At 58.5% G+C, this 15,026-nt stretch carries 15 protein-coding genes; 5 read left to right on the top strand and 10 right to left on the bottom strand.

Annotated features, from left to right (window positions below):
* Positions 1-45: 45 nt before the first annotated feature.
* The 3 genes from LU196_RS02755 to aroL form a co-directional block, all read right to left on the bottom strand.
* Positions 46-804 (bottom strand): IclR family transcriptional regulator, encoded by a 759-nt coding sequence (locus LU196_RS02755; protein ID WP_232758194.1) that lies wholly within the window; start codon positions 802-804, stop codon positions 46-48.
* 279 nt (positions 805-1,083) lie between these two features.
* The gene (locus LU196_RS02760; RefSeq protein WP_232758195.1) at positions 1,084-1,275 is read right to left on the bottom strand and encodes a YaiA family protein; all 192 of its coding nucleotides are present in this window, start codon (positions 1,273-1,275) and stop codon (positions 1,084-1,086) included.
* 109 nt (positions 1,276-1,384) lie between these two features.
* Positions 1,385-1,909 carry a shikimate kinase AroL gene (gene aroL / locus LU196_RS02765; protein WP_232758196.1) on the bottom strand — a complete coding sequence of 175 codons (525 nt, stop codon included), beginning with the start codon at positions 1,907-1,909 and terminating at the stop codon, positions 1,385-1,387.
* 287 nt (positions 1,910-2,196) lie between these two features.
* Here aroL and LU196_RS02770 point away from each other — a divergent pair, with 287 nt between their 5' ends.
* A complete protein-coding gene (locus LU196_RS02770; RefSeq protein WP_232758197.1) occupies positions 2,197-2,892 on the top strand; it encodes a DUF2076 domain-containing protein in 696 nt (231 codons plus the stop codon).
* Here the strand turns inward: LU196_RS02770 and LU196_RS02775 are convergent, their stop codons facing one another.
* Positions 2,893-3,336, bottom strand: coding sequence for a YaiI/YqxD family protein (locus LU196_RS02775; RefSeq protein ID WP_232758198.1), 444 nt, complete (start codon positions 3,334-3,336; stop codon positions 2,893-2,895).
* A gap of 144 nt (positions 3,337-3,480) precedes the next feature.
* Between LU196_RS02775 and proC the strand changes: the two genes are divergently transcribed.
* Complete coding sequence (gene proC / locus LU196_RS02780; protein ID WP_232758199.1) at positions 3,481-4,293, top strand: pyrroline-5-carboxylate reductase; 813 nt, start codon at positions 3,481-3,483, stop codon at positions 4,291-4,293.
* Between the two features lie 40 nt (positions 4,294-4,333).
* On the opposite strand, the gene LU196_RS02785 is transcribed toward proC, so the two are convergent.
* The 3 genes from LU196_RS02785 to iraP form a co-directional block, all read right to left on the bottom strand.
* A complete protein-coding gene (locus LU196_RS02785) occupies positions 4,334-5,860 on the bottom strand; it encodes an FAD-dependent oxidoreductase (RefSeq protein ID WP_232758200.1) in 1,527 nt (508 codons plus the stop codon).
* A gap of 190 nt (positions 5,861-6,050) precedes the next feature.
* The gene (locus tag LU196_RS02790; protein ID WP_232758201.1) at positions 6,051-6,353 is read right to left on the bottom strand and encodes a PsiF family protein; all 303 of its coding nucleotides are present in this window, start codon (positions 6,351-6,353) and stop codon (positions 6,051-6,053) included.
* Positions 6,354-6,417: 64 nt separating this feature from the next.
* Positions 6,418-6,672 carry an anti-adapter protein IraP gene (gene iraP, locus LU196_RS02795; RefSeq protein ID WP_232758202.1) on the bottom strand — a complete coding sequence of 85 codons (255 nt, stop codon included), beginning with the start codon at positions 6,670-6,672 and terminating at the stop codon, positions 6,418-6,420.
* A 289-nt stretch (positions 6,673-6,961) separates the two neighbouring features.
* On the opposite strand from iraP, the gene LU196_RS02800 reads away from it, so the two are divergent.
* A complete protein-coding gene (locus tag LU196_RS02800) occupies positions 6,962-10,042 on the top strand; it encodes a beta-galactosidase (protein ID WP_232758203.1) in 3,081 nt (1,026 codons plus the stop codon).
* Between the two features lie 279 nt (positions 10,043-10,321).
* Positions 10,322-10,573, top strand: a complete 252-nt coding sequence (locus LU196_RS02805) for a biofilm development regulator YmgB/AriR family protein (RefSeq protein WP_232758204.1) — start codon at positions 10,322-10,324, stop codon at positions 10,571-10,573.
* Positions 10,574-10,721: 148 nt separating this feature from the next.
* Here the strand turns inward: LU196_RS02805 and LU196_RS02810 are convergent, their stop codons facing one another.
* Positions 10,722-11,015: an I78 family peptidase inhibitor gene (locus LU196_RS02810; RefSeq protein WP_232758205.1), complete on the bottom strand. Its 294-nt coding sequence runs from the start codon at positions 11,013-11,015 to the stop codon at positions 10,722-10,724.
* Between the two features lie 324 nt (positions 11,016-11,339).
* Positions 11,340-13,934 (bottom strand): EAL domain-containing protein, encoded by a 2,595-nt coding sequence (locus LU196_RS02815; protein WP_232758206.1) that lies wholly within the window; start codon positions 13,932-13,934, stop codon positions 11,340-11,342.
* 217 nt (positions 13,935-14,151) lie between these two features.
* Here LU196_RS02815 and LU196_RS02820 point away from each other — a divergent pair, with 217 nt between their 5' ends.
* On the top strand, positions 14,152-14,799 hold the full coding sequence (locus tag LU196_RS02820; RefSeq protein ID WP_232758207.1) for a CPBP family intramembrane glutamic endopeptidase: 648 nt from the start codon (positions 14,152-14,154) through the stop codon (positions 14,797-14,799).
* A gap of 38 nt (positions 14,800-14,837) precedes the next feature.
* On the opposite strand, the gene LU196_RS02825 is transcribed toward LU196_RS02820, so the two are convergent.
* A complete protein-coding gene (locus LU196_RS02825; RefSeq protein WP_232758208.1) occupies positions 14,838-15,023 on the bottom strand; it encodes a hypothetical protein in 186 nt (61 codons plus the stop codon).
* Positions 15,024-15,026 lie beyond the last annotated feature (3 nt).

Here is a 15,026-nt window from a genome sequence, read left to right on the forward strand (position 1 = left end):
GCGCGAATAAACGCCTCAAAAATCGGAATACTGGCCTGAGTTGCCTCAGGGGGTAGCGCCATACTTTTCGGCCATCAGTGCAGCCGTTGCGCGCAGTTCGCTGAGCAGCACTTCCGGGTAGCCCGGGGCCGCTTCCTGCGACAGAAACGAAAGGCACAGTGCCGCGCTTTCGCCTCGATATTTATTGGTGACTGCCACCGCCAGCGAACTGATGCCGGGGAGCGTCTCATTGCGCGCCAGCGCCCAGCCCTGCTGACGAATCCGCGCCAGCTCAGCGCATAGTGCGTCAATGCTGCGCGGCGAGTTGGCGGAAGCTGCCTGCCAATTGCGCTCGACCCGCGCGCGCACCGCCTCATCGCTCAGTTGCGCCAGGAGCACCCGTCCGGTGGAAGTGCCGGTCAGGGAGACGCGTGAGCCGGGGGGCGTCACCAGCTGCGTGAAAAAACGTCCGTGATACATGCGCATCACCAAGACATCTTCGCCGTCCAGCACTGAGATATACCCCATACAACCGGTCCGCGCGGCGAGACGCGCCATCGCGTCAGAGGCACTGTCTACCAGCGGCGTAGAGAGGAAATTACCTGCCACTGACAGCAGCACGCGGCCAACCTGAAAACAGCGGCTTTCCGGATCACGCTCAAGAAAACCTTCACTTTCCATGGTGGCCAACAGCCGAGAAACGGTGCTTTTTGGCAGCCCCAGCCCTTCCACTACGTCAGTAAACGTCAGGCCTGGATGGCCCTGAGTGACGCCATAACGCTGGAAAAGCTTGAGGACAGCGGCGGCATTTTCGAGTGTACTCATGCGGCTAGTTTCACTATGTGGAACTGAGTTCCCGTATCAATAAATTGAAAGTAAAACGCTGGGCTTAATGCGTCAAGCGCATATTTTTAGGCAGACAATTCTTAGGCGTTTTAATGCAGAATAAAATAGGGCGTTAAGCGGGAATTTGCTCAGGCTATCGGGGTTTACTACGGGGTTTCAGCGTCTTAAGGGGAAATTAGCCTGCCTGCGCAGGCTTTTAGCAAAAGCGCACATTTTTTGCGGTGCGCATGCTTCATCTGGCGTCCCTGCCAGCGTGCATTACTCTTTTTCTACGTCCTCGTAACGCACTTTGGCATCCTGCGCTTCTGATTCCGATTTGTGCTCGCTGATGAGCGTATCGGGTTTCGGGTGATCGGCGCGTAACTCATACCAGGTGACGGTGTTACCGGGCTGACCTTTTTCAACGGCAACGACGCGAGCTTCGCGGGGATACGGTGGTCTGGATGGCATACATTTCCCTCTTATGTCAGTTTTCCACACGGACAGCGGCTATCCTCTGTCTGGCTTTAAGTATAGACAACGGGTGTTAAGCGCGAGAAAGAGGGATAAATCTGAGGCGTTAGCTGGCGCGCGCGCGAAGCAGCCAGTGCATGATTTGCTCAACAACACGCGCGGGCGGCTGCATGGCGCTGACCTCGTGATGCGCAGCCTGGCGATAGAGCGGTGCGCGCTCGCGTAAAATGTCGCTCATCTCTTCGGCAATGGGTCGTCCGGTCAGCGTGGGACGCTGCGCCGCTTCAGGCTGCTGCTGCAAACGTTCGGCCAGCACATCCGGCGGCGCGCTGAGCCAAATCACCTGACCTTGCTCACGCATATAGCGGCGATTGTTTTCCGCCAGCACCATGCCGCCGCCTGTGGCAATGACGCTGCCGGGCGCAGTGACGGCATGCAGGGCGTCGGTTTCGCGCTGACGAAAACGTTCCCACCCTTCACTGGCCACAATCTGCGCCACGCTGCGCTGTGTCTCAGATTGCAGATGGTGATCGGTATCGCGAAAGGTGTAGCCAAGCGCCTGAGAAAGCGCCTGCCCCACGGTAGTTTTCCCGCAGCCGCGCGCGCCGATCAGATAGATGGGTAGGGACATTAAGGCTCATCCTCCGCCGTGGTGTTGTGCCGCTCGGGCAAGGTCATCAGGTCAATAATGCGTCGCATCATAGCGGGAAATTTATTTATCAGCCACCGGCTAAGCACAGTTTACGCATTAACGGCAGAGAGTGCTTGTCAACCTTATGATTATCAATGAAAAAGCCATGCACGTTTTGTGCATATGCTGTTTTGTAAGTACAAGCAACATTTGCTTACCAGCAGGATGATTTACTTTACTGACGGCAACCCCCATATAAAGGCGTGAGCGTAATTGGAGGCTATCCCATGCAAAATGAAGAGCAGCAGTTAATCGACAATCTGTTCAGCCGCCTGAAACAGGCAGAAAGCCAAGGCAGCCCGCGTGATGCCGGTGCCGAACAGTTGATCAAACAGCACCTGGCCAGTCAGCCCGGCGCGCCGTATTACATGGCGCAGGCGATTTTGATTCAGGAAGCGGCGCTGAAAAAGCTGAACGCGCAGGTTGAAGAGTTGCAAAACCGCCTGGCGCAGGCGCAACAGCAGCAGGCCGCACCGCAGCAGAGCAGCGGCGGATTCCTCTCCAGCCTGTTTGGCGGCGGCAGCCGTTCTGCCACCCCGCAACAGCCGCCGTCGGGTTGGAACAGCGCCCCGCAGCAGCCGCAGTATGCGCCGCCACAGCAGCAATATGCCGCTCCTGCGCGCGGTACCGGCTTCTTGGGTGGCGCGCTGCAAACGGCGGTGGGCGTCGCCGGCGGCGTGGTGATGGCGGATATGCTGACCAGCATGTTCCATCATTCGCAGCCGGAAGAGATCGTGAACATTATTAACGAGCCGGCACTGCCGCAGGTGGATAACAGCCTGGACACCTTTAACGGCAACGACAGCAACAGCGCCTTCTTGAACGATAACGCCAGCTGGAACGATAACAACTATGCCGATAATAACGACTTCGGCGATTTTGGCGGCGGTGACTTTAATGATGACGACGACAGCTTTGTCTAATCAGCGCTGACGCAACCACTTATCCAGTTCGTTGGCAAACAGCTGGCGGTCACGTTGGTTTAACGCAGACGGACCGCCGCTTTGTACGCCGCTGGCGCGCAGCGTTTCCATAAAATCCCGCATGGTAAGCCGCTGGCGAATCGTATCCGGCGAATAGCGTTCCCCACGTGGATTTAACGCCGCAGCCCCTTTCTCCAGCACTTCCGCTGCTAGCGGTATATCCCCGGTGATCACCAGATCGCCCGGTGCCACGCGCTTTACGATCTCGTTGTCTGCCACGTCAAAGCCCGCCGCCACCTGTAGCGTTTTGAGAAAGGGAGACGCTGGCACTCGCAGCGGCTGGTTGGCGACAAACGTCACGGTGATTTCTGCGCGTACCGCCGCGCGATAAAGCACCTCTTTGATCACGCCGGGACAGGCGTCAGCATCAACCCAAATAGACATCTTGTTTCCTTCTTTACACGCGATTGACGGCGATCATGCCGTGCTGCAGCAGAATGGCAAATGTTATTTGCCCGGCTTGTTATTCCGCTCAGCTGTCGTAAGCTACCTCGCTTAAGGTTATCGAATCACTGAAAGGAAAAAGCGATGCTGGAGAAGAAAATCGGATTTGTCGGCTGTGGCAACATGGCACAAGCCATCATCAGCGGCATGGTGAACAGTGGACTTATCGCCCCGGCGAATATCTGGGTTTATGACCGCAAAGCGGAAACCAATCAGGCGCTGGCACAGCAGTTCGGCGTGACGGCGGCAGACAGCGCGGAAAACCTGGCACGTGAGGTCGATATTCTGTTTGGTGCAGTCAAACCCAACGTGATTCTTAAAGTATTAAAAGACCTGGCGGGTCAGCTCAAAAAAGAGGCGCTGGTGGTCTCTATTGCGGCGGGCGTTACCCTGGACGCGCTGGCGGGCGTGCTGGGCCACGATCGTAAAATCGTGCGCGTCATGCCCAATACGCCCGCGTTAGTCAACGAAGGCATGACCTCCGTGACGCCGAATGTGCTGGTTGAACAGCATGAAACGGATGAAGTGGTGCGCATTTTTAGCAGCTTCGGTAAAGCCGCCGTGGTTAGCGAGTATCTGATTCATGCGGTGGTGGGCGTGAGCGGATCGGCGCCTGCCTATGTGTTTATGTTTATTGAGGCGATGGCAGACGCCGCCGTGCTGGGCGGTATGCCACGCGCGCAGGCCTACCAATTTGCTGCGCAAGCCGTGAAGGGCGCGGCGCAAATGGTACTGGAAACCGGTCAGCATCCTGCCGAGCTGAAAGATAATGTCTGCTCACCCGGCGGCACGACCATTGAAGCAGTGAAAGTGCTGGAAGAAGAAGGGTTCCGCGCGGCGGTGATCAAGGCGATGCAGCGGTGCATGGCGAAATCTGAAGCGTTGAGCAAAGCCTAATGCCAGCGCTCTCCGCGCCTTGCGGGGAGCGCTGCCGTTCTTAATGGTGGAAGCGCTCCACAAAAGAGATGGCCTGCGGGAGCGTCATGGGCTGCTGGAGTCTTTCCACCAGCGCCGCCGTTAAGGTGTACATGCCCGCCGAACACACCGCCGCCACCCTGCCCTCACGGCAGTAAAAGGCGATAAAACGCTTCTCTTGCAGCGAGCCCAACAGCCGATAGTCGTCCCAGAACGACGCATGCCCCACGTATTCGTAGCGCGTGCCGTAGTGGGCGGTCCAGAAAAAAGGCACGCGATCAAACTGCACGTCCTGTCCCAGCATATTACGCGCCGCGACTCTGCCCTGCTGCTGGGCGACGCGATAATGCTCAATGCGCAGCGGCCCTTGTGCGCTGGGATACGTCGCAATGTCGCCCGCGACCCAAACGTGGGGCGCCGCGCGTAGATGCGCATCGGTCTGCAGGCTTCCGTCGTCTTCGCGCGTAAGATCGTGGATAAAGCCGGTAGCGGGCTTCACGCCGGTGGCAAACAGCACCGCGCTCGCTGATATGCGCTGGCCCCCTTTTAAGCGTACCGCACTGACCGCGCCTTCCCCTTCTAACGCCTCCGGCTCGCCGGTGACAAATTTCACGCCGTTACTGCGGTGCAAAGTGTGGAAATAGCGGCCGATCTTTTCGCCAAACGTGTTCACAAAGGGCAGCGGCTGGCGAGCAATCACCGTGACGTCAATGTCGCGATTGCGCAGCGCGCCTGCCATTTCCATGCCGATGAAGCTGTTGCCAACAATCACCAGCTGCTGGGTCTCCTCGACCTGCTTCAGTAGCGCATCCGCCTGATCGCGCGAGCGCAAAACATGCACGCCCGCCAGATCGTTACCGGGGATCGCCAGCGGTTTCGGTTCGCCGCCGCTGGCGATCAGCAGGCGGTCAAATTTTATCTGCTCGCCGCTGTCCAGCGTGAGCATCTGGTTCTGCGTATCCAGCGCGGTGACATCGCCGTGAATGCGCACCACGCCACCCAGCACATCGTCTTTCAGCAGCGCAGGCACCTCATCAATCGTCATCTTGCCCGAGGGCACAAACTTACTCAGCGCGGTACGATCGTAGGGCGCATCTGGCTCCCGCTCCACCAGCATGATGCGGCCTGTAAACCCTTCATCGCGCAGCGTCCAGATTGCTGCGCTGCCCGCCGCCCCCCCGCCGAGAATCACATACACCGGCGCGTCGCCACGCGGTGACGGCGCGGAAGCCGGTGACATCGCCTGCGGATTCACCCACACCGTGCCCTTCTCCACCCGAACCGGATAGCGCTTGAGGTTAGCGAGCGCCAGCGGCTCACACATGTTGCCACTCTTTAACTCGAACACGGCTTTGTGCCACGGGCATATCAGCTTGCCCTCGCAGATCGCACCCTGCTCCAGCGGCGCGCCCGCGTGGGGGCATTTCGCCTGCAGCGCCTGGACATGCTCACCGTCGCGGATCAGCACCACGTCTGTTTCACCCACGCTAAATTGCGTCGGTTTTTGCTGCGCCAGCGACGCCAACTCCACCACCGATTGATAGCTCACAAATAGCCTCCTGCGTTGTAAAAGGGTGTATGCGATAAATCCTTAAACGTAAGTGTGGCAAAGCGTGGCGATTTCGCCGCTTCGGCACGCGTCAACCGCATGAAACGTTCGCGACGGTACGTGCAAGGAGAAAGAGGAAAGGCGGTATTTCCCCGAGCGCACCGGCGGTGGTCGGGGACGTGGCGGGCGATCAGGATTTTCTCAGGCAGCTGCTCATAAAGGTTTTTCGGGCGTCGCCGCTCAGGTTTTTACTGCCGGCTTCGGTGTTACAGGATTTCATCCTCATTTGCTGTGGCGTCATGCTGCCCGCTTTACTGTCTTTTTTGAGACAGTCGCGCATGAAGGATTTACGCGCGTCACCAGAGAGTGACTGCGCGGCAGCGTGCTGATTGCAGAGCGTCATTTTGTTCTGCTGCGCGGTTTTTTCTGCTGCGCTTGCGCTGCCCGCGAAAAGTACACTCGCGGCCAGTAACGCTAAAAAAGACGATTTCATAGCCGTTCCTTCCAGGTCGTGATGGCCTTCTAAGCCTGGCAGGAATCCAGCAAAAAAGGGAACGTTAGACGCGTGGATGGTTGAGCAGCTTCTCAATATAATTGCGCAGCATTTGCGCTTCGGCAGTCTCTGCGCCAGGCGCGACCGGTGGCATGGCGCGCGCAATGCCCGCCGCCATGTCGTTGAACTGCGCGGCGTCCATTTTACGTAGCATCGCCGTCAGGACGATTTCCATCGCCTCTACCTGAACCAACAGCTCTTTTGACGCTTCTTCTTTTTCAGCTAGCTTAATCAGAAGTTCCGCAATAAGGTTTTTCATGCAGCGCACTCCTCAAAGTGAATGCTCAAAAGTTAGCACTGCCCTGTTTAAAACAACAAGCGTTATCCCCGCGCCGTTGAAAAAAAATGAGGGGAAGCGTTAAATAAAAAGCGAAGCAAGATCAAGGCCTAACGGCAAAACGTTTCTTTTTTACGCGCCTCTTTCACACGTGAGACCCAACGCAAATATGCGGATAGCGCATGCCTGCTCGGCGCTGATGCTGAATCTCGCTTTACAGCCGCGAGGATTTCACGCAATGTGAGCGCATTACAAATTAAGAGAATTTATCATGATGCTGCCCACGCTTTCGTTGACCGATATCCTTGCGCGCCGCGACTGGGAAAACCCGGTGATCACCAGCCTGAATCGCCTTGACGCGCATCCGCCTTTCGCCAGCTGGCGCGATGAAGATGCCGCACGTGAACGCCAGCCTTCAACGTCGCTGCGCTCGCTCAACGGCCAGTGGATGTTCAGTTATTTTTCACAACCGGAAGCGGTGCCGCAAAGCTGGCTGCTGCAGGATATGCCCGATGCCGGGACGCTGCCCGTGCCCGCCAACTGGCAGCTACACGGCTACGACGCCCCCATTTACACCAATGTTCGGTACCCCATTCCGGTGACACCGCCGCAGGTTCCGTCGCAAAACCCCACCGGATGTTACTCGCTCACATTTGAGGTGGAGCCCTGTTGGCTGGCGCAAGGCCAAACGCGCATCATTTTCGACGGTGTGAACGCGGCGTTTTTCCTGTGGTGTAACGGTCAATGGATCGGGTACTCGCAAGACAGCCGCCTACCCGCCGAATTTGATCTCAGTCAGGCGCTGCGGCCAGGGCAGAATCGTCTGGCCGTGATGGTGCTGCGCTGGTGCGATGGCAGCTATCTGGAAGATCAGGATATGTGGCGCATGAGCGGTATTTTTCGCGACGTCACCCTGCTGCATAAACCCGACACACAGCTGGCCGATGTGCAGATCGATACCGACCTTAGCCCTGAATACAGTCGGGGCGATCTGCGCGTTCATGTGAAGATCGCGGTCGGTACGCTGCCGCTGGCGCGCTGTCGACTGCGCGTCAGCCTGTGGCAAGACGGCAACTGCGTGGCACAGCATGAGCAGTTGCCCGGCAGCGCGGTCATTGACGAGCGCGGTCACTATCCCGAACGCACGCGGCTGGTGCTGTCGGTTAATGCCCCTTTGCTGTGGAGTGCGGAGACGCCGCACCTCTACCGCGCGGTAGTCTCGCTGCTGGATGATGCCGGTACGCTGATCGAGTCTGAGGCGTATGACGTTGGCTTCCGCCGCGTTAGCATTGATAACGGTCTGCTGTGTCTGAACGGTAAACCGCTGCTGATTCGCGGCGTAAACCGCCACGAACACCACCCGGAGAAGGGTCAGGTGGTGGATGAAGCCAGCATGCGCCGCGATATTGAACTGATGAAGCGGCACAACTTCAACGCGGTACGCTGCGCTCACTACCCTAACCATCCGCTGTGGTACCGCCTGTGCGATGAATACGGGCTGTATGTGGTCGATGAAGCCAATATCGAAACCCACGGCATGCAGCCGATGAACCGCTTATCGGACGATCCGCGCTGGTTTGCCGCCTACAGCGAGCGAGTGACGCGCATGGTGCAGCGCGACCGCAATCACGCCTGCATCATTATCTGGTCGCTGGGCAATGAATCCGGCCACGGCAGCACGCACGATGCGCTCTATCGCTGGATCAAAAGCAGCGATCCCAGCCGACCGGTACAGTATGAGGGCGGCGGCGCCAATACTGCCGCCACTGACATTATTTGTCCGATGTACGCCCGCGTCGATCACGATCAGCCCTTCCCCGCCGTGCCGAAATGGTCGCTGAAAAAATGGATCGGCCTGCCCGGCGAGACGCGCCCGCTGATCCTCTGCGAATACGCCCACGCCATGGGAAACAGCCTCGGCGGCTTTGCGAAATATTGGCAAGCGTTCCGCCAGTTCCCGCGCCTCCAGGGCGGTTTTGTGTGGGATTGGGTCGATCAAAGCCTGACGCGCTACGATGCGCAAGGCCAGCCGTGGCAGGCCTACGGTGGTGACTTTGGTGATACCCCGAACGATCGCCAGTTCTGTATGAACGGGCTGGTGTTCGCCGATCGCACCCCGCATCCGGCGCTGTATGAAGCGCAGCGCGCGCAGCAGTTTTTCCAGTTCGTGCGTGACGAGCAGGATCCGTTCCGCTTTACCCTGCACAGTGAATACCTGTTCCGACGCAGCGACAACGAGGTGCTGCGCTGGTCGATCGAGCAGGCTGGCGTGGCAGTCGCCCAAGGCGAGATCGTGCTGGATCTCGATCCGCAGGGCAGTCAGACCTTCTCATTGCCGGCGCCGGACGCGTTGCAGGGCGAAGTGTGGCTCAACCTTGCGGTGCATCAGCCTGCCGCCACGGCTTGGTCGGAAGCAGACGCCTGCGTCGCCTGGGATCAGTGGCCGCTGCCCGCCGCGCTTGCGCCTTGCGCACCGCCGCATGCGCTGACCGCGCCGACGCTGAGCACGCATCCTACGCTGATTGCGGTGGACCTGCCGCAGCAGCGCTGGCACTTCTCACGTGAAAGCGGCGAACTGGTGCAGTGGTGGATGAACGGGGAAGCGACCCTATTAACCCCGCTCCAGGCCTGCTTTGTTCGCGCCCCGATCGACAACGATATTGGCACCAGCGAAGCGGCGAATGTCGATCCCAATGCCTGGGTTGAACGCTGGGCGCGTGCGGGCTTTAACCAGCTCCAGGCCGAGCTGATTGCCATGCAGGCGGACAGCCTCAATCACGCGGTGCAGATTGATACCTGGCATCAATGGCGCCACAAAGAGAATGTGCTGTTTCGCTGCCACACGCGTTACCACATCGGCGGTGACGGCGCACTGCGTATAGATATGAACGTTGAGCAAGCCCCCGGTTTGCCGCCGCCGGCGCGCATTGGCCTACGCTGCCAGCTGGCTAACGTGCCGCAGCAGGTGAGCTGGTTAGGACTCGGGCCGCACGAGAATTACCCCGATCGCCAGCTGGCGGCGCGTTTCTCGCGCTGGCAGCTGCCGCTGGATGCCCTTAGCACGGCTTATGTGTTCCCCGGTGAAAATGGTCTGCGCGGCGGCACGCAGCAGCTCGACAGCGGCAGTTGGCAAGTCAGCGGCGCGTTTGCGTTCTCGCTGAGCCGCTACAGCCTTGAGCAGTTGCGCGACACGTCACACCGTCATCTGCTGCAGCCGGAGGCCGGCTGCTGGTTGCATCTGGATGGCTTCCACATGGGCGTGGGCGGGGACGACTCGTGGAGCCCGAGCGTTAGCCCGGAATTTCTGCTCTCTCAGCAGCGCTGGCACGTCGCCTTCACGCTGCGTCAATAAGCCAAAGCAACAGGCTGGCGAGCCGGTACGCCAGCCTGGTTTTCGCCAACCTGGCGCGTGTCTGGTGACTGATAAGATGCGTCCCGTTTAATGCTATGCCGGAATGAAAAAATATGTCGAACGATTACTGACAATTTTTCGTGCGACAACTATGTTTAAAAAACCACCGATTATCCTCGGTGAGGCGCCGCCCGTCCTGGGCCATTCGCCTGCGTCATCTCTTATTTCCTCAGCGCCAATGTTTGGCGGCAAGCGTTGTTGTCTCTGCGGAGGTCAGCTTTGAGAACCGTTAATAGCAGCACCAGTCGCGCCATTACCGACTATTTCAACAGTCCGGCCTGGCACGGGCCACACGAAAGCGATCTGCTGGCGGCCATCATGCGTGAACTCATGGATGATGGTCAGTCCGCGACCGGCAACGCCATTATTGCGCGCATCATGGCGAGGATGGAGCGAGAGGGAGATGAACAGCAGCTACACCACTATCGTCAGCTGCTGGCGCTGCTGCTGGATGCGCCTGCGTCCCGATAGCGCAGCGCATCAGGCAAAAAAATTCCCGCCGAAGCGGGAAACAAGACGAGCATTGCCTATACGAGAGTGACGAGAAATTCTTCGTAATGCATAACTATCCTCGCCGCTCACCATGACAAGCGAATGACAACGCCGCGTCTTTTCGACGTTATCCGCAATACACCTGCGTAATCTTACCGTCTTTGTCACCCATGAAGTTCAGCCGATGCAGGTTGAAATCCATGGTGGCCGCGCCGTTCCATGGAATCGCGCGGACGGCACCGTCAAAACGCTGATTCTCAAGGCTGGTCAGCGGCTTACCAATATATCCTTGATACGCCGAGGCGCGGCACTGATCGTTATCTGCCGCTGCCGCTGCGTGGTCATCCGGTTTGCTGGCTGATTGACAGGCCGCAAGCGTCAACACCGCTGCCGCCAGCAGCGCTTTTCCAGGGTAATTCATCACCGTCTCCTTATGGATAAAAAAACAAGCGGTTGCAGAGAGTAGCAAAACCCGATGCCCAGGGACAATTTTCTAGCATATTAAGTGGCCCTCAATGCGAAAAGCGCGATTTTAGCGAAGCGCATTTAAGATAAATCGCATTTACTGCCTAAAATCGTGATAGCCAGAGGCTACACTTATCTAGGATTTTTCTGAGGTAAGCGATATGGAACTGATGATTTTTATCGGCTTCGCCGTGGTGATGACGCTGCTCGCGATGCGGGTGCGTTAAGTGCGGTGCGCCCGCCCAGCGACGTCCAGCACGCCGCTCGGGCTGGCCGCCGCTTAACGCTTGCGTGCCACGTTGTCGTTAAGGTGGTGATTAAACGCATCAAGCGGCATCGGCTGTCCAAGAAAATAGCCCTGTCCCTCTTCACAGGAGAGATCTTTTAGCGCCGCGAGCTGTGCTTCGGTCTCAATGCCTTCCGCCGTCACCGTGAGCGCAAACGCGCGCGCCAGCCCGACAATACCGGCAACAACCGACTGCGCCTGGGGCGATTCAGGAAACTCTTTCATCCACGATCGATCAATCTTTAATCCGTTGAACGGGAACGTCTTTAGATAACCCAGCGCGGCGTAGCCGGTGCCAAAGTCGTCCACCGTCAGGCGTACCCCCAACCCCCGCAGGCCCTGCATAATTTCCAGCGCCCGCTCCGGATGATCGAAGGTGACATTCTCCGTGATCTCCAGTTCCAGCCGCGTGGCGGGCAGGCCGCTGGCCACTAGCGCGTAGGCCACGCGCGCGATTAAATCGTTATTCCGAAACTCGACCGGCGAAATATTGACCGAGACGTAACGCGCACCGCCCCACTCGCGCGCATCGCGGCAGGCGCGCAGTAACACCCAGTCGCTGATGGCGCCAATGAGGCCGTGCTCTTCCGCCAGCGGAATAAACCTGTCCGGCGAGATCCACACGTTGTCAGCCACCTGCCAGCGAATCAGCGCCTCCGCGCCAGCCACCTCACCACTTTGCAGTTGATAGCGCGGCTGATAATAGAGTGTAAAGGCATCCTGCTGCAGCGCCTGCTCCATGGACTGCAGCAGCTGGGTGCGGGTTTCCAGCTTATTGGTCATCTCCGTGGAGTACCACACCCAGCGATCGCGTCCGCTGCTGTGCGCCTGACCAAGGGCAATATCGGCCAGCCGCAGCAGTGCTTCCGGATGCGTTGCATCTTGTGGGGCGCAGACAATGCCCATGCTGGCGGTCAGCGTGAGCTGGTGCGACCCGCTGGTGATAGGCTGTTGAATCGCGCGCTGCAGGACGCGACAGCGGTTTTCCATTCCCTGCCGCGAGCGCTCGCGCAACAGCAGGATAAAGACGTCCCCGCCCAGACGCGCCGCCAGCTCATCCGGCCCCATCAAGCTTTGCAAGCGCTGGGAAATTTGATTAAGCACCGCGTCCCCGACCGTGTGTCCCCACGTATCGTTGATCGGTTTGAACTGATCGAGATCCAGGCTAACCACAAACAGCAGCGCCTCGGCAGACGCCGTTTCCAGATGGGCGGTGAGGGATTCCTGCAGCTGTACGCGATTCGCCAGCCCGGTGAGCATGTCATGGCGCGACAGGAACTGGATACGCGCTTCGGCATCCACTTCTTGTGTAACGTCGGAAACCGTGCCACGAAACCCAACCCGCGCGCCGTTGTGCCAAATACTCTTCGCCATCAGCGCGCCGATGCGCCGCTGACCGTTTGCCGCAATGAACTGACAGCGCAGCGGCACGTCCGTGACCTCCTCCTCTTGGCGCTGTAACCAGGCCACCAGCGAGTGGCTGGGATGGGTCAGAAGCTGATCCAGCGGCCGCCCCAGCCAGCTGCTCACCGCGTGCCCGGTCTCGGTGGCAAAGCGCGCCGAGAGATAAGAGAGCCGACCTTGATCGTCGATCTCCCAAATCCAGTCGGATGCCGCCTCGGCCAGATCGCGAAAACGCGCTTCGCTGTTGGCCAGCTTGCGCTGGCTGAGCGCGAGCATTTCGAAGCGGCGATCGGAAATCGCCGCGTTACGTAACGCATGGCGAATCACCCGGCGCGTCACCACGGTCACGGCCAAGGCCGTCAGCATCAGCAGCGGCATCATGAGCCAGATTACGCTGTTACCGGGACTTTTCGCCTGCCAGCGCAGCACCAGAGGTTCGCCATCAATGACCGCCTGCTCAAGCCGGGGTTCATCCTGCGCATCGCGGGGTGAACGGGCGATACGCGGCGCGATCACATTATGCAACGCCCCCAGCCGCAGCAGTTTTTCCGGCGTCATCACCGCAATAAAGATCATCACCGAGAGTTTCTCAGTGGGCGTCTCCAGCGGCGCCACCTTGCCCGGCGTAATGGGCACGGCTACCACAATCGCGGGCTGATGGTTAACCAGCGCGTTGCGGATCACGCCCTGCTGCACATGCTGTCTGGCGCTTGCCAACAAGCGCGCGCTTTGCGTGCCCAGCCAGCTCTCCAGCCGGGCGTTGGATAAGGTACCGTGCTCCAAGGCGTAACGCGTCTGGTTATCGCTACCCACGATAAATACGCCGTCAAAGTGGTAATCTTTGTAGAGGCCGCTGCCGAAGTTCTCCTGATCCCACGCCCACGCTTTATTGATGGTCAGATGGAGGTTTTGCCATGCTTCGCCCCATGAGGCGTAGTCGCGCAGGCTGGTAAGCATGGTTTGCTGCTGCGCGGCCCACGCCTGACGCAGCACGGTTGTATCCTGCTGCAGCGACACATGGTTTTGTCGAAAAGCAATTGCCAGCACCATCAACACCGCGAGCAGCATCACGCCAAACAGCATGGCAATCAGCGTGCGCAGGCTGCGGCGTGTTGTTTGCACGGTATGCGCTTCCCTGCTCGCTCTGGCAAACAGCTGGCGGTGTCGAAGGTTATCAATGCTCATGCACGGTGCTCATAAAGAAAAAGGCAGCGAAGAAAGCGATCGGTAGCGCGCAGGGAGCGATCCGACCGTGTAATGATTGTTGTAGATATCGGCGAAAACAGAGCCAGATTTAGCGCGCCTTGCAGAATATTTGCGCGCCATAATTCTCCGGCGGCCGCTCTCGACAGCGATCGGTGCCGTTGCTACTATGCCTGCTCCTCTGCCCATTGAGCCGCCTATGGACACCCAATCCGACAAAGTGACACTGACGCTGTTTTACGCCGGTAGCTTTGTGGTTTATTACCTTGTGACCATGCTGATTACGCTGTTTCCCAACTACGGGGCGCTGCGCAATAACGGCTTGCTGGTGCCGGTGCTTTGCCTGGTGGAATTTGCGGTGATCTACCCGCTCTACCGCTTCTATTGCCAGCGCCGTTCCGATATTCCGCTGGGCTATTTACGTCCCGTTCAGGCGCTGGTGTTTGTGCTGGGGCTGTTTATCTTGATGGTAGCGCAGACGCAGTTTCTACAGCCGGAAGGGTGGCTCATCGCGCAGAGTCAGCAAGGTCGCAGCTCCATGCTGATGCTTCTGCTCACTGCAGTGCTGCTGGCGCCGGTATTTGAAGAGGTGTTATTTCGCGGGTTCTTGCTGCAAGGGTTTCTACTGTGGGCCCCGAAAAGCCGCTTTGCCTGTATGCTGCTCACCTCCCTGCTGTTTGCTGCGCTGCATACCCAGTATGTGCATTGGGAGACAATCGCGGTGTTAACGCTGTTCTCACTGCTGCTGTGCTACGCCCGCTTGCGCAGCAACAGCCTTGCGCTGCCGATTTTCCTGCATACGCTTAACAACCTTATCGCGATTTTACCCGCCTGGTTTTACGCCTAAAAACAGCGCGATAATCGCGCTGTGCACCCGATAACGCGTCAGGAGATCGCCGAGTCTTTCTGCTTGTCCGCTTCAAAATGCGCTTTAAATTGCTCGTAGATTGAGATCATGTTGGATGCATCACCGTGCAGCGGGCTCAGTTTTCCGGCGCGCACCAGTTCAATCACCAACTGTAAAGCCGCTTGCTTTGGGCTGCTCGCGGGATGGGCAATGTCATGTGTCATAAA

This window comes from Pantoea sp. Mb-10 (genome assembly GCF_021272205.1).
Classification (GTDB): Bacteria; Pseudomonadota; Gammaproteobacteria; order Enterobacterales; family Enterobacteriaceae; genus Pantoea.

Coding starts and splice junctions, on each gene's coding strand:
- proC (WP_232758199.1), top strand. CDS start 3,481: ATGCTGGAGAAGAAAATCGGATTTGTCGGCTGTGGCAACATGGCACAA.
- LU196_RS02820 (WP_232758207.1), top strand. CDS start 14,152: ATGGACACCCAATCCGACAAAGTGACACTGACGCTGTTTTACGCCGGT.
- LU196_RS02825 (WP_232758208.1), bottom strand. CDS start 15,023: ATGACACATGACATTGCCCATCCCGCGAGCAGCCCAAAGCAAGCGGCT.
- LU196_RS02810 (WP_232758205.1), bottom strand. CDS start 11,015: ATGAATTACCCTGGAAAAGCGCTGCTGGCGGCAGCGGTGTTGACGCTT.
- aroL (WP_232758196.1), bottom strand. CDS start 1,909: ATGTCCCTACCCATCTATCTGATCGGCGCGCGCGGCTGCGGGAAAACT.
- LU196_RS02790 (WP_232758201.1), bottom strand. CDS start 6,353: ATGAAATCGTCTTTTTTAGCGTTACTGGCCGCGAGTGTACTTTTCGCG.
- LU196_RS02755 (WP_232758194.1), bottom strand. CDS start 804: ATGAGTACACTCGAAAATGCCGCCGCTGTCCTCAAGCTTTTCCAGCGT.
- LU196_RS02800 (WP_232758203.1), top strand. CDS start 6,962: ATGATGCTGCCCACGCTTTCGTTGACCGATATCCTTGCGCGCCGCGAC.
- LU196_RS02770 (WP_232758197.1), top strand. CDS start 2,197: ATGCAAAATGAAGAGCAGCAGTTAATCGACAATCTGTTCAGCCGCCTG.
- LU196_RS02760 (WP_232758195.1), bottom strand. CDS start 1,275: ATGCCATCCAGACCACCGTATCCCCGCGAAGCTCGCGTCGTTGCCGTT.
- LU196_RS02815 (WP_232758206.1), bottom strand. CDS start 13,934: ATGAGCATTGATAACCTTCGACACCGCCAGCTGTTTGCCAGAGCGAGC.
- iraP (WP_232758202.1), bottom strand. CDS start 6,672: ATGAAAAACCTTATTGCGGAACTTCTGATTAAGCTAGCTGAAAAAGAA.
- LU196_RS02775 (WP_232758198.1), bottom strand. CDS start 3,336: ATGTCTATTTGGGTTGATGCTGACGCCTGTCCCGGCGTGATCAAAGAG.